Origin of the sequence: Peribacillus sp. NPDC096448 (assembly GCF_044762675.1) — a bacterium.
In the GTDB taxonomy this organism is placed as follows: domain Bacteria; phylum Bacillota; class Bacilli; order Bacillales; family DSM-1321; genus Peribacillus; species Peribacillus frigoritolerans_B.
In genome coordinates, this window is the sequence record NZ_JBIWEU010000004.1 from 129,017 (window position 1) to 142,538 (window position 13,522).

Annotated in this window: 19 protein-coding genes; 14 read left to right on the forward strand and 5 right to left on the reverse strand. The window is 40.7% G+C overall.

From position 1 onward, the window contains the following. Window positions 1–2: 2 nt before the first annotated feature. From ctaF to ACIQ0C_RS09180, 3 genes are all read left to right on the forward strand, one after another. Entirely contained in the window at window positions 3–338 is a 336-nt protein-coding gene (ctaF, locus tag ACIQ0C_RS09170) for a cytochrome c oxidase subunit IVB (RefSeq protein ID WP_402839302.1), read from the forward strand. A gap of 140 nt (window positions 339–478) precedes the next feature. Further along, window positions 479–1,390, forward strand: a complete 912-nt coding sequence (gene ctaG, locus ACIQ0C_RS09175) for a cytochrome c oxidase assembly factor CtaG (protein WP_403059441.1) — start codon at window positions 479–481, stop codon at window positions 1,388–1,390. A gap of 208 nt (window positions 1,391–1,598) precedes the next feature. Then, window positions 1,599–2,060: a DUF420 domain-containing protein gene (locus tag ACIQ0C_RS09180; protein WP_048684536.1), complete on the forward strand. Its 462-nt coding sequence runs from the start codon at window positions 1,599–1,601 to the stop codon at window positions 2,058–2,060. A 111-nt stretch (window positions 2,061–2,171) separates the two neighbouring features. Here ACIQ0C_RS09180 and ACIQ0C_RS09185 read toward each other — a convergent pair whose 3' ends face one another. Beyond that, entirely contained in the window at window positions 2,172–2,534 is a 363-nt protein-coding gene (locus ACIQ0C_RS09185) for a YugN family protein (RefSeq protein ID WP_402839305.1), read from the reverse strand. A gap of 345 nt (window positions 2,535–2,879) precedes the next feature. On the opposite strand from ACIQ0C_RS09185, the gene ACIQ0C_RS09190 reads away from it, so the two are divergent. From ACIQ0C_RS09190 to ACIQ0C_RS09210, 5 genes are all read left to right on the forward strand, one after another. Beyond that, the gene (locus ACIQ0C_RS09190; protein WP_402839307.1) at window positions 2,880–3,914 is read left to right on the forward strand and encodes a CAP domain-containing protein; all 1,035 of its coding nucleotides are present in this window, start codon (window positions 2,880–2,882) and stop codon (window positions 3,912–3,914) included. Between the two features lie 263 nt (window positions 3,915–4,177). Continuing rightward, a complete protein-coding gene (locus tag ACIQ0C_RS09195; protein ID WP_403059185.1) occupies window positions 4,178–4,609 on the forward strand; it encodes a YlbD family protein in 432 nt (143 codons plus the stop codon). A 12-nt stretch (window positions 4,610–4,621) separates the two neighbouring features. Then, entirely contained in the window at window positions 4,622–4,864 is a 243-nt protein-coding gene (locus ACIQ0C_RS09200; RefSeq protein WP_207437561.1) for a YlbE-like family protein, read from the forward strand. A 60-nt stretch (window positions 4,865–4,924) separates the two neighbouring features. Next, window positions 4,925–5,347, forward strand: a complete 423-nt coding sequence (locus ACIQ0C_RS09205) for a hypothetical protein (RefSeq protein WP_403059187.1) — start codon at window positions 4,925–4,927, stop codon at window positions 5,345–5,347. 60 nt (window positions 5,348–5,407) lie between these two features. Then, window positions 5,408–5,857: a YlbF/YmcA family competence regulator gene (locus tag ACIQ0C_RS09210; protein WP_402839362.1), complete on the forward strand. Its 450-nt coding sequence runs from the start codon at window positions 5,408–5,410 to the stop codon at window positions 5,855–5,857. 192 nt (window positions 5,858–6,049) lie between these two features. On the opposite strand, the gene ACIQ0C_RS09215 is transcribed toward ACIQ0C_RS09210, so the two are convergent. Then, window positions 6,050–6,373, reverse strand: coding sequence for a hypothetical protein (locus ACIQ0C_RS09215; RefSeq protein ID WP_402839313.1), 324 nt, complete (start codon window positions 6,371–6,373; stop codon window positions 6,050–6,052). A 138-nt stretch (window positions 6,374–6,511) separates the two neighbouring features. On the opposite strand from ACIQ0C_RS09215, the gene ACIQ0C_RS09220 reads away from it, so the two are divergent. Next, window positions 6,512–6,787, forward strand: coding sequence for a YlbG family protein (locus tag ACIQ0C_RS09220; protein WP_048684554.1), 276 nt, complete (start codon window positions 6,512–6,514; stop codon window positions 6,785–6,787). 55 nt (window positions 6,788–6,842) lie between these two features. Here the strand turns inward: ACIQ0C_RS09220 and ACIQ0C_RS09225 are convergent, their stop codons facing one another. After that, a complete protein-coding gene (locus tag ACIQ0C_RS09225; RefSeq protein WP_053534320.1) occupies window positions 6,843–7,232 on the reverse strand; it encodes a DUF7147 family protein in 390 nt (129 codons plus the stop codon). Window positions 7,233–7,431: 199 nt separating this feature from the next. Here ACIQ0C_RS09225 and ACIQ0C_RS09230 point away from each other — a divergent pair, with 199 nt between their 5' ends. From ACIQ0C_RS09230 to coaD, 3 genes are all read left to right on the forward strand, one after another. Further along, window positions 7,432–7,620, forward strand: a complete 189-nt coding sequence (locus tag ACIQ0C_RS09230) for a hypothetical protein (RefSeq protein ID WP_402839316.1) — start codon at window positions 7,432–7,434, stop codon at window positions 7,618–7,620. Between the two features lie 73 nt (window positions 7,621–7,693). Further along, window positions 7,694–8,269, forward strand: coding sequence for a 16S rRNA (guanine(966)-N(2))-methyltransferase RsmD (gene rsmD / locus ACIQ0C_RS09235; RefSeq protein ID WP_034313946.1), 576 nt, complete (start codon window positions 7,694–7,696; stop codon window positions 8,267–8,269). Continuing rightward, window positions 8,270–8,761, forward strand: a complete 492-nt coding sequence (gene coaD, locus ACIQ0C_RS09240; protein WP_034313942.1) for a pantetheine-phosphate adenylyltransferase — start codon at window positions 8,270–8,272, stop codon at window positions 8,759–8,761. A 40-nt stretch (window positions 8,762–8,801) separates the two neighbouring features. Here coaD and ylbJ read toward each other — a convergent pair whose 3' ends face one another. Then, window positions 8,802–10,019, reverse strand: a complete 1,218-nt coding sequence (ylbJ, locus tag ACIQ0C_RS09245) for a sporulation integral membrane protein YlbJ (RefSeq protein ID WP_403059189.1) — start codon at window positions 10,017–10,019, stop codon at window positions 8,802–8,804. A gap of 305 nt (window positions 10,020–10,324) precedes the next feature. Here ylbJ and ACIQ0C_RS09250 point away from each other — a divergent pair, with 305 nt between their 5' ends. After that, window positions 10,325–11,122, forward strand: coding sequence for a patatin-like phospholipase family protein (locus tag ACIQ0C_RS09250; RefSeq protein ID WP_403059191.1), 798 nt, complete (start codon window positions 10,325–10,327; stop codon window positions 11,120–11,122). Then, entirely contained in the window at window positions 11,112–12,137 is a 1,026-nt protein-coding gene (locus tag ACIQ0C_RS09255) for a SepM family pheromone-processing serine protease (RefSeq protein ID WP_403059193.1), read from the forward strand. Before ACIQ0C_RS09250 ends, ACIQ0C_RS09255 begins: the two co-directional genes overlap by 11 nt. 95 nt (window positions 12,138–12,232) lie before the next feature. On the opposite strand, the gene ACIQ0C_RS09260 is transcribed toward ACIQ0C_RS09255, so the two are convergent. After that, entirely contained in the window at window positions 12,233–13,438 is a 1,206-nt protein-coding gene (locus ACIQ0C_RS09260; protein WP_403059195.1) for a nucleotidyltransferase, read from the reverse strand. Between the last annotated feature and the right edge of the window lie 84 nt (window positions 13,439–13,522).

The window sequence follows — 13,522 nt, forward strand, 5'->3', positions numbered from 1 at the left end:
TGATGGCGAATGAACAATCAAATTCAGCGAACCCGAATGTCGATTTAAAATATCGCCGTAAGAAAAATGCTGAAGAGATGAAACACCAAGTGATAACATTTACACTTATGATCTTCTTTACATTAATTGCTTTTGCTGCAGTAGGAATTGAGGGTTTTTCACATTGGTTCATTAAACCAGTCATTTTGCTGCTGGCAGTTGTACAAGTGATTTTCCAATTGTATTATTTCATGCATATGAAGCATAAAGGGCATGGAACCATTGCATTGTTTTTATTTTCCGGCCTTGCAGTCGGCTTGATAACAGTGCTGACTTTCGTAACAATCGTCTGGATATGAATTATGCAGAAAATCGGCTATTGAATGATAGCCGGTTTTCTTTATGTGTTGATTGCTAGAAAAAGAATCCAGGTTTATCTATATTTGTTACCATGTTTCTTTTTAGGTATAATGAAAGTAAGAAAAAGTTCATGAACGAGGTGATTTTTTTGTCTATTGATATTTTCGGATTTCGCGCTTTGTGGAGTCCTTATTATTTTGCCGTCCTCGTACTAATAACCGTTGGCTATTTTTGGCTGGTGACAAAAAAAAGGGCGAAGTTTTCGGACAGTTCATCGCTTTCCGTTAAACAGGCAACTTATTTTTTGATAGCCATGTTCCTTCTATATGTGGTAAAAGGATCGCCACTGGACTTATTGAGCCATATCATGTTCAGCGCCCACATGTTTCAAATGGCACTGCTCTATCTCGTGATTCCGCCTTTATTTATCATAGCGGTTCCAGATTGGCTTATAAGAACTTTCATAAATTCAAGGGGAGTGAAGACTTTATTTCGATTTTTCACGAGACCTCTTGTCGCCCTTTTACTATTTAATGTTCTTTTCTCGCTGTACCATATCCCATTAGTGTTCGACTTTATCAAAACTGGGATGTGGTTTCATGCCGGATACACGGTCCTTTTATTTACGACTGCCGTTTTGATGTGGTTCCCGCTTGTCAATCGACTGCCGGAACGTGAAAGTCTATCAGGTGTGAAAAAAGTAGCTTATATTTTCGGCAGTGGCATTCTAATGACCCCTGCTTGCGCTTTAATCATTTTTGCTAATGATCCGATGTATGATACATTTACGAATGCGGAATCTTGGGCGAGTGCCATGGAACTTTGCGTTCCTGCTTCAGCACTGTCGGGCTTAACGCTCAGTGGCCCGGAAATGTTCAATGGCCTGCCATTGCTTGAGGATCAACAGCTTGGTGGGGTTCTGATGAAGGTGATTCAAGAAATCGTTTTAGGCTATGTATTAGGTGTCATTTTCTTTGCTTGGTTCAAAAAGGAGAATGGCGGCCAAAATGATATCGATCCGATACCTTCGGATTTTCAGACTGTAGAATAATTGTACGATAAAAAGACTTGTCTTGAGGCGGACAAGTCTTTTATCTGCCTTTGACTGATTTTCGAATTAAAGCAAATAGCCAGTGATTTGACTTGGCTATTCTATAAAAGTGAGCATTCTGTTAATAATCCTTGATTTTATTGAATTTTATGATTGCCTCTTATAAAATGGTAGTTGATTAATAAATATAGAGAGGACTACACTTCATATGTCTTTACCAATCCTTCCAACGATAAGTACAGCCTTCATTGTATTAAGTGCCATCACTGTTGCAATTGGCTGGTATCAAATTAAACAACGCAAAATCGAGACCCATAAAAAAACCATGATGGCAGCTGCGATTTTTGCGGTGATCTTTTTCACTATATATCTTTCCCGGACGGTCTTCATTGGTAGTACGTCATTTGGCGGACCCGATGACATAAAAATTTATTATACGATTTTTTTGATTTTCCATATAACTCTTGCAACAACTGGAGCTGTTTTGGGGATCATCATGCTTACCACTGGGTTTAAAGGAAAATTCGCCATTCATAAAAAAATCGGGCCTGCGACAAGCATCATTTGGTTTTTCACTGGGATTACTGGAGTAGCTGTTTACATCCTGCTTTATGTGATTTATCATGGCGGCGAAACAACATCTTTAATAAAGGCGATCCTAGGATTTTAAAATGACGAAAAAGCCTGGTGCAAAAAAGCATCAGGCTTTTGTAATGGATACAAAAAAAGAGAGCATCACGCATGACCCTCTCTCTTTGTACCCGCTTTTCGCTGACGGCTTTTACAGGCCGTTGAATTGTGTAAGTTCTTCTTTGATTTGAGCGAGGATTTTTTCACATTGTTTAACTAGTGATGCAGGGAAATCCTCTCCTTCACCATATTCAACTCCGTGTGGATAATAGTGTTTTCCTAATAGAGGAACCATTAGTTTGATGATGGCCCTGTGAGCGCCAACATCGCCCTCTGTAGCATAGCCAAGTATTCTCAGGTAAAACGTGCCTTCTTTTAATTCGAACTTACGATCGTAACTGACTCTTTCGTAATCCCATTGTTCTGCTCGTATTAAACCATATTGCGGCATTAGGTCATCTAGTCGGTTTAAGTCGGCTGTGATGTTTTCGATTCCAAAGCTTTCAAATTTCACGAGTAGTACCTCCTATGTTTACTATTGAGAATTAAAATGACATACCGGGAAAATATTATGTACATGAATATATTAAAAATCTCCAAGTATGTTTATAATATACCATTTTATCCTATATTTTATAATAGTACGAAATGGTGGAAGTTGCAATGAACTCAACCATGGTATTTTAATCATTCACAAAGGTTCCATTTTTTTAATAAATTTAATGAAGGGGCAGTCAATCGTAAATTAGAAAATTATGATTGAACAGTGATATAATCAAGAAAGAAAGGTTTTTGCATTGGATACATAAATTAGATAGAGAGAGGGAGTGTTCCTCTGCGCAGTTTAGGTAAGGTGTTGGTGTTAATCATTATTTTTTTCGTAATCGGTATTTATCTTAATATCGGCGATGAAGATGAAGGAAACCCTCTTATTGATGGTAACAAAGGTGTTAACCCCAATGGACATATAAATGAAAAAAGCACTTCCTCTGAAAAGGAAGGGGTTACTGAAGTGACAGAAGGTCTGGCAGTAACGATCGGGAAAAATGCAAAAGAGATAGAAAGGCAATATGGTAAGCCGGATCGAATTGATTTGTCAGCCTACGGATATGAATGGTGGGTGTATAAAAAGGACTATAATAATTACTTCCAATTAGCCGTTGAAAATGAAAAAGTGGTATCCGCTTATGGAATAGGTGATGAGGTCAATGTCGCTCCTTTTAAAATTGGACAATCGATTGATGCCATCTATTCTAGTTTATATGTGGAACCTACCGTTGATATTGAAGTTGGTCACAGTTCCTATCGTTTTGAATTGTCGGAGGAAGATATGAACATGAGGCCGTTGATTGATTTAGGGAATATTAATGTTCAGCTTTATTTGGATAAATTCACCGGGACTGTTTCAAGCATCCGATTTTTGGATGATTCCACCCTATTGAAACAAAAGCCGTATGAGTTGACCTATCATGGTGAACTTGTGACAGTTAAGGATCTTTCTGATGAAGACATGGTTAAAGTGGAAGATGGCAATGAGCAGCAAATTTTCGATATTACGAATATAATGCGAAGCAGGTTTGATTTGAAGCCTTTAGAATGGGATGCCGCAACTGCGGAGGTTGCTTACCTTCATAGCCGGGAAATGACGGACACACCTGAAGGGACCCATGTGTCTGAAATAAAGGGGGATTTGGAAAAGCGTCTCGATGCAGGTCATGTAAAATACAGGGCGGCAGGTGAAAATATAGCGGCCAAATATGTGGATGCAGCTGCAGTCATGGAAGGTTGGCTAAATAGCAAAGGGCATCGGGATGCGATGCTGGACGAGGAATTTACAGGTCTGGGCGTCGGGGTATATAAAAAGTATTACACCCAGAATTTCATAAAGAGATAAAGAAACGGATCCGATTTGGGTCCGTTTTCTTGTTGTGGATCATATTTTCAAAATGAAAAAGGTTTCTGTCGATATAGCGTAAAGTTCCTGATCCCCACCGTGGGCCTTCCCCTCGATGAGGATCTTTTGCCAATGGAGTGTTTTACATAAGGAACTTGGATTCCGCAGTTAGTCCAATTGCATATGAAAAGGAATGTTATGCACTTTTTATTTACCTTTAGCATATGGTGCAATAGGCGATGTCTAAGTGTGAGGTGAGAGTAATGGCAAAAAGAAAGCGGCCCTCCGTGGATAAATTTCGGGAATTTGTAAAGGAACATCCTCATTTAGTGAATGAAGTGAGAAGCAAACAAGCAACGTGGCAGGAACTTTTTGAAGAGTGGTATTTACTCGGAGAAGATCATCCACGCTGGCAGGCTGACGGCAGTGTGGGTGAGCCCAAAGAGAATATAGGATCTCCATCACCGCCGGTTGAAAAGGGAGACCAAAGCACTGAGTTGATCGGTTCGTTAATGAGTGCCGTTAAAAACATGGATATGGGGCAGATTCAACAATATATTACGAATGCCAATCAGGCCATCGGTGCAATCCAAGGAGTGCTATCTGCTTTCCAAGGGAATAAATCAGGTGATACCAGTCCTCCCCCAAAAGAAAAAGAGCAGAGAGCTAACCCTTTTTTATTCTCCAAAGATTAAGGAGGGTTTTTCATGCGTCAGAATATATATGAATTCATTCAAACAAATGAAGATATGCGAAATTACTTGAGGATTCAGCCTGCATGGTACAAAAGGTTAATGCGTAATCCACATGAAGTGGATGTGTTTGAAACAGAAGCGAAATATTATTTTGAGAAGTCGATTCCACATCGGGTCTCTAAATTTTCGGAAAGCGTTCAGGTTGCCTCAATGATGCTTCATATGTTTCAAGCGATGAATGCTCCAGGTGAATGAAGAAAATAAGAGTAAATTACTCCTTTTGGCGAACAATAAAGGCAAAAGGGGGACGATGGAATGAGAAAGTTGATATTGGCTCTAACAGTGTTGATGGCAGCGTCGGGGTGTGGGAAGAAAATACCGGAACCTGAAAATTCAGGAATAGCCATGCAAGGTGTTTCTGCACTTGCTGCCAACACTGTATCGAGCATCCAAAACTCGGATGAGGACTTTCGGGTAAAAACGTTTGTAAAAGGCAACTCTGTCTATGTAGAGTGCTACTTGAAAAACTATGTTTTTTCTGAATCAAATCCTGAACAATTGGCAACTGTGTCCGTATTTATTGATAATCAAAAGAAAGTCGATATGAAAACCGCGGCATTTATCTTAAAGGATGTTCCGAATGGCATGCATAAGATTAAGTTGGAGATTTTGAATGGTGCAGGTGAAAAAACAGGTCTGCAAAAAGAGATTGAGGTACATATCACTTCCTCGATTTAATCAAACCATTAGCATCTAAAAGGGAGAAATGGTAAAATGGTTGTGGAGGTGAGCTTGTTAATGCTTGCTACTATGGAAATCATCGACATTTTACATCAGGCTGATGGATTAGCTGAAATGATCCTTCATTCTGAAATAGGGGAAGAATACCTCCTTAGTTTATATAAATTACAAAACGACAAAGATGCCCAGCGGAAAATTTCCAAGTTTACTTCGCTAAAGGATCTATTTGAAGATGTTCAAAGGTTCGGTAAATATCATCCGGATTATAAACGCATCAATTTAGAAACGAGGCAAGCTAAACGAGACATGGATATGCATCCTGCCGTAGCAAGGTTCAAGCGGGCGGAGACCGAATTGCAATCCGTTCTTGATGAAATAAGCGGAAGAATTGGCCGAGCGGTTTCTGAACAGGTCAAAACGCCGGCGGGGAATCCATTTTTTGTTTCATCCGGCGGATGTTCAACGGGAAGCTGTGGAACCGGGGGAAGTTGCGGGTGCTCTGCTTAAGGTAATGGCCGGATTGTGAACATTAGGCCGGTATATAACATGCAGCCATCGAAATTCGACATTGCTACGAAGTTCGGTGGCTGTGTCATGTTTGGAACCTTCGTCGGGACATTCAATGAACCGATGCATGTATAAAGGTCTTTCATTGTACCTTGATTTTATCATTTATATTCCGGATACGTGACAAAGCGATTAACTGCGAAATAAAATACAATCCGGACAAAGGTTGCCGCAGCAAAACATCTTTTGCTGCGGCACATAAAAACGATGCCGGAATACATATAAATGTTCTTCCTGCCGTACGAAAATGGTTTCACAATGAAGCTGCTTGCCACGCATTGAAAGGCTTGCGGCTTTTTTTATTAAGAGAGAAAGCTTACCATCATCATTTTGTGCCGGATGATAATGGATATATATAAATGGTATACCTGTGAACTTTTTTATCGAAGCTTGGGTAATATCATCATTATCTAATAGATGATCAATAAATTGATGCCAGATTTGGTTTAAATCCATCGTTTGTTTGGCTCCCTTCACAGTGTGTATATTCATAATAGTGAGAGAATTTTGTTTATAATCTTTTTTTCTTGGTTGAAAGTAAAGATTCTGCTATGCTACACTTAGTTAAAACCTTTATAAAAGGGAGTTATTGATATGCTTGGAGCGAGACAGGGAATCATCGTCTATTTACATACATTAAAACAAGCCAAAATGCTTAGGAAATTTGGAAATATCCATTATGTTTCAAAAAAGTTGAAATATGTTGTGCTTTATACGAATATGGATGAAGTGGAACCACTAGTGGAAAAGCTGAATAATTATTCGTTCGTTAAAAAGGTGGACCTTTCTTATAAGCCTTTTCTGAAGGTGGAGTTCGAAAACTCCAAACCGGATAAAGCGAAAGAATATGATTATAAAATGGGAATTTGAAAAAAGCTGACTCATGCGGAGTCAGCTCTTTTCATTTTCCGGGCATCAACATCTTTCAACCTAATGGCGGAAGATATCTATTCATTCGCAAAATGCCGATTAAGTGTTGGTAGTACAACTCTATTTCTGCAAAGAGCACCGAAGGTTTCACGTCGATTTCAATAATTGGTCTATCCAGTTCCTCCGCCAAGTTCTCAAAAAGCTCATAGCGTTTGTTTTTGGTGGCATGTGGATTAGGTATACCTTCACGGCAAATGTAAAGCGGCTGGAATTTCCCGGGATCTGTGGGCTCCATGACGATAACCAATGACGTTACCTTTTTATCATTTATAGTAGTATGCATGGCCAAGAGCCTTGCAACTCGATGTTTCTGATTGCGACCTACTTCCAGCAACTCATATATATCGGAATATCCTTGTCCAATTTCAATAAAACGTTGAATCAATTAAACCTCTCCTAACTAACTTATTATTCATTACTTTATCATTATCCCTCATAAAAGAGAAGGACAACTTCATTGACGAATCATGACAAAGAAAAGTGGTTTATGAATAAAAAAAAGCCCTGCAAAAATATGCAGGGTCCTTCTATGTCTAACTAAGGACCAGAAGGCAAAGGGAGAGGAGAAACCGGAGGAAGAACTTATGGGGAAACGTAAGCCTTCTCCGCGGTTGGCAACAACACCTAAAAAGGAATGTTGTTATTCACATTATTGCCAAAAACCACTTTATTATTCAAAATGTAAAAGATTTATAAAAAGAATGGATATCTTCTATCCATGGTACGAAATGATAAGTTCTTTTCATCTTGGAAATGAAGCCAAATGGGTTTAAATATTGGCTAGCTTTTTCTAATATGTTAGGATAGGAAAGTAACAGAAATTTGTCATAAAATGTGGTGAGGATGATGAGGGTCGTTTCCGGAATTTGCAAAGGAAGACCACTTAAGGCTGTACCGGGTACAGGAACCCGGCCGACTACTGATAAAGTCAAGGAATCCATTTTCAACATGATTGGTCCTTATTTCGAAGGAGGGCTGGTCCTCGACTTGTTTGCGGGAAGCGGTGGACTGGGAATTGAAGCGTTAAGCAGAGGCATGGATAAAGCCATATTTGTCGACCGGGATTTTAAAGCAAATCAAACGGTTAAGGCCAATTTGGAACTATGCAAGTTTTCAGACCGTGCAGAAGTTTATAAAAATGATTCAGAGCGTGCACTGAAGGCTTTGGTGAAAAGGGAAATGACTTTTGAATTGATTTTTCTTGATCCACCTTATAAGAAACAAAAGCTAGTCGAGATTCTTGAAGAAATACATAAATACCGATTGCTGAACGATATGGGATACATTGTTTGTGAGCATGGCCATGATGTTACTTTGCCAGAAAAAGTTGGTGACTTTACCGTTAAGAGAAAAGAAGTTTATGGCGTCATTGCCGTTACGATTTATCAATGGGGAAACGTACACGAACAGGGGGAACTATGAATGTCCAAAATAGCGATTTGTCCGGGGAGTTTTGATCCAATAACTTTTGGTCATCTTGATATCATTCAAAGGGGAGCGAATGTTTTTGATGAGGTGTATGTGGTCATCGTGAACAATTCAGCGAAAAATTCTCTTTTTACAGTGGAGGAGAGACTGGAACTAATTACTGAAGCGACTGCCCATATGCCGAATGTTAAAGTGGATTTCTATCAGGGATTGACGGTCGACTATGCTGAAAGCGTTTCCGCGAATGCGATCATCAGGGGATTGAGGGCGACTTCCGACTTTGAGTATGAAATGCAGGGAACTTCGATGAACCGATTCCTTAACAATAAAATAGAGTCATTCTTTATCATGACGAAAAATCAATATTCTTTCTTGAGTTCAAGTATCGTGAAAGAGGTTGCGAAGTATGGCGGGGATATTTCCGAACTAGTGCCAAGCGTCGTCCAGAAAGCTCTGGCCAAAAAATACGAGGAACTGAAAGGATAGAAAAAAGAGCATTGCCAACGCGCAATGCTCTTTTTTCGGTTTACGAAAGGCCTTTGAATAGCCTTTTGGTAAATATGATGATGTATAGGATCAAAAACACAAGTGTTAGAATGGGGCCAATATCAAGCATGCTTTGATATAGGGAATTCGCGTGTTCATCTGATCCGCTGACTGGGAATGCGTTTATCGGGTTGCCGCTGTACATTGTGCCTTTATAGAATGGTTCCCAAAGCAGGACGGTAATAATGGATGCCAGAAGGCCATGTGCTATCCTAGCCAGAAAAAAGGGAGTGAAACGAATGTCCGTTGCGGCAATGATGCTGGCAACTTGCGCTTGAATGCTGAACCCGTTGAAAGCTAAGATGAAACTTGTCATCACAGTTTGCTGAAAGAGTGTCGCCTCTTCGACCGTGCTGGTTAATTTTGAACCTAGAGTCATTTCAAACATGCCTGATATGAAGGGGAGGCTTAAGGAATCGGGGAAATTAAAAATATGTAAAATTCCTCCGACCCCAGAAGCTAGCAATCCGGTAATGTTCATATGAAATAAAAGCTTGTTCACCACAGAAAAGAGAATGATGAAACCCCCGATCATCAATAGGGTTTGGATGGATGAGAGTACCGCATCTCCAAGTAAACTGCCAAATGGTCTTGTTTCTTTTATTCTGGTTCGATGCATTTGGCTAAAGGCTTGTCTTATGGAAGGGAGCTTGGTCAGTACTTTTGTATGGGATTTTTCTTCTTTCCAACGGTAAAAACGCATGATGATGCCTACACAAAAATTTCCTAGGTAATGGGAAAGCGCAAGGATGATCCCTAAATGAGGATTGTGGAAAAAACCAACGGCAACGGCAACGAACAGGAACAATGGATTGGATGAATTAGTAAAACAAACGAGTCTTTCAGCTTCAATGCGGGTCAATTGTTCTTCCTGACGAAGCCTTACAGTGAATTTCGCCCCGGCTGGAAATCCTGATGCAAGTCCCATTGCCCAAACGAAACCACCCACTCCTGGTACACGGAATAAGGGACGCATAAATGGTTCGAGCATGACACCAATGAACCTGACAACCCCAAAACTGATTAATAACTCCGAGAAAATCAAGAAAGGTAAAAGCGAAGGGAAAACAATTGTCCACCAAATATTCAGTCCGCCTTTGGAAGCTTCAAAGGATTCTTGGGGGAAGATGATCAAGCCAACTGCCATCATCGTGACGGAGGTAGCTAACAGTACTGTTTTAGATTTTGATTTTAGCAAAATTCAGCCTCCTCTTGAAGGTTACTAAATAAGGGCAGTTCGTTTCGTATATAATAAAATATGAACTTCTTTTTCTCGAAAAGTAAGCGCATGATGGAATAAGGATTGTACCGACATGTAATGAAGATGTTCTGCACAATGGAATTTCAATGCAGCCCTTCACTTCATTGGCTACATGGTTTATATTTGCCAAGCTTGTTTCACTGTCAATATAAATAATATGCTTCTATAAATCCGTTTAAGACCATAACTTTGAATGAGTGTTATTTCAATATTTTGAATTAGTTAAAGCGGGAGGGATATCTTTGTCGAAACCAAAGGTCGGGCTTGCACTTGGGTCAGGAGGAGCTAGGGGGTTTGCACATATTGGCGTGATAAAGGTATTGCAGCAAGAAGGCATTCCGATAGATATGATTGCTGGAAGCAGCATGGGAGCTATGGTTGCAGCCTTTTATGGAGCGGGGTCGGATATCGAGAGGCTCTATAAGTTGTCCCGTGCATTTAAGCGAAAGTATTATTTGGACTTCACCATACCTAAGATGGGCTTCATTTCGGGTAAACGGACAAAGGATTTAATCAGGGTATTTACATATGGCAAGAAATTTGAAGAACTTGATATTCCTGTGGCGGTGGTCGCCACTGATATAAAAACGGGGGAAAAAGTCATTTTTCAGGAAGGCCCCATCGCACCGGCTGTAAGGGCAAGCGTCTCCATTCCAGGCATTTTCATTCCCGAAAAAATCGGAAACAGACTGCTTGTTGATGGCGGTGTTGTTGACAGGGTTCCTGTTTCAGTCGTGAAGGATATGGGAGCAGACATCATTATTGGTGTGGATGTAGCCCACGTGAAACAGGATATGGAGATAAACTCCATTTATGACGTCATCATGCAAAGCCTCGATATCCTGCAAATGGAGCTGGTTAAAAGCAGGGAGTTTGCTTCAGACGTCATGATACGCCCCAGGGTTGAGAAATACAGCTCGAAATCATTTACAAACGTACAGGAAATAATTAGTATTGGAGAAGAAGCTGCAAGAGGTAAGATAGATCAAATTAAGCAGAGCATTGTTACTTGGAAGGAGTCCTTTGAAGATGAGCCGTAAAATGTATGTACGCACTTTCCTGGTGGTGGCTATACTTCTCATAGCATCAGCCCTTTATTCCCTACCTTTTTATGTATCAAAACCAGGAATGGCTAAAGAATTGGAGCCAATCATTGAGGTATCCGGAGGAGATGAAGCAAAAGGAAGCTTTATGTTAACCACTGTAAGGATGGGCCGGGCGAATATATATTCCTACATGCTGGCGAAGTGGAGCAAATATCAGGAGCTTTATCCGGAAACCTCCATCCGAACCGAAGATGAAACAGATGAAGAATATAATATCAGGCAGCTCCACTTGATGGATGGCTCTAAAAATAATGCCATTAAGATCGCATATGAAAAAGCAGGGAAAGAAGTCGAATACGAGTACCTGGGTGTATATGTTTTGGACGTGCTAAAAGGAATGCCGGCAGCTAAAGAGCTGAAAGCGGGCGATCAAATCATTCAGGTTGATGATGTTAAATTCAAGTCCGCACAGGAATTCATGGACTATATTAACGGAAAGAAGGCCGGAGATGAAGTTAAAATAGTCTATAAGCGGGAAGAGACGGAGAAAACGGCTGTTCTTTCATTGCAGCCATTTAAAAATGACCCAAATAGGGTAGGAATCGGCATTTCGCTGGATGACAATCGAAAAGTGACCACTAAACCAGCGATTGCCATAGATTCAGAACAAATAGGCGGTCCTTCGGCTGGTTTAATGTTTTCATTGGAAATTTATAATCAATTAACCAAAGGTGATCTTACAAATGGATATGAAATAGCGGGTACGGGAACGATGTCCGATGATGGGACAGTCGGTCCAATTGGGGGAATTCAACAGAAAATAGTTGCAGCCGATAAGTCTGGAGCCGAAATATTCTTTGCCCCGAATGAAAACGGAGCAGCAGGTTCGAATTATGAAGATGCACTCATTGCAGCAAAGGATATTGACACCGACATGAAGATCGTGCCGATTGACACCTTTGAAGATGCAATAACCTATTTAACGAAGCTAAATGGAAAAGAAAATTGAAAAAAAGCGCAGGCAGTCACCTACTGTTTGCGCTTTTTTTGATGATTAGTTTTTTTTACTCTAAAGGATGAAACGGACCAATCTTGAACCATTCTTCATTTGAAAATGATGGGAGATTCATATTCCCGTTTCATCAATGCGGCTTGATACGGTTCGGACAAGCCCAGTGCATACACCTGTGCTGCTCGCAAGTCCGTATCGATGTCCTGCTTCCGATAGGACGAAAGTTTAGAGATGAGCGGGAGGGGCAAGCCTTTTTTTACAGAGCCAAGATATTCTTGTCCCCGGCCATTCATGCCGAGAAGTCTGATATAGGCTGGTTGGTCATTGTGAATCACCTGTTCCTTTAATGTATGGGTCAATATATGGACACACATCCGCTGTAGCCGTGTCCATGTATAGCGTTTTGTCTTAAGCGCTGCCATGAACCCAGTAAAGCTCGAAGATTGGTTGGCCATCTCCTTTATTCGGTGTTCTATGCCTTCCTCAATTTCGTATATTGCTGCCAATTCGGTTAAAGAGGAGGAAAGGATACGGTATTTCAACATGGACCAATACATTTCCCAGTCATGCAAGGCATGGTAGTGCATTAAATATTTTTCAAGACCACTCAACGTCGCTTGTGGAATATAGCTGGAAACAGAATTTAAATCCTGATGTTCATGGATGGCTTTACGTATCCCAGTTGCGCTGGCAATAGGGTCTTTGGACAACTTTGTTTCATGGTATCCGGCAGCGACCCTTTTAATCGTATAAGGGCGAATGGAGTAGCCGTTTGAAAGGGCAGCACTTACATATTCCTTTCCAAGGATATTATTCGGCTTCGTCAAATCCAATGCCGCATCATCATTGATGATCGAACGATAAGCCTGGGCAGCACTTGCCGGATAACTATTACCGGCATCCATGGCCGATTTAATTGTGGCATCGAATGCAGCGGAATTATCCGAAAGAATTCTGTGGGCGGTGATGAATGGTTCAATTTTGCCATCCTCGCTTCCGAAGCAAAAGGAGTCACAGCCAAGGGATTCCAAAAGAGCGATAGATCCTTTTGCAAATATTTCCGCCTTCTGTGTCGCGAAAGCATAGGGCAGCTCAATGACAAGGTCTATGCCGCCATTCAAGGCCATTTCGGCACGTGTCCACTTGCTGACGATAGCGGGCTCGCCACGCTGTAAGAAGGGTCCGCTCATAACAGCGACAACAACATCTGCCCCTGTTTTTTCTCTACTTTCTCTCGCATGTAAAACATGTCCATTGTGAAAAGGGTTATATTCGACTACTAAACCGCAAGCTTTCATTCGTTCACCTCAGAGAAAAACTTTGTATTTTATCAACTTAGTGCTAAAATAGTATTTCAAGTAAAATTACTATAAGTAATCGTC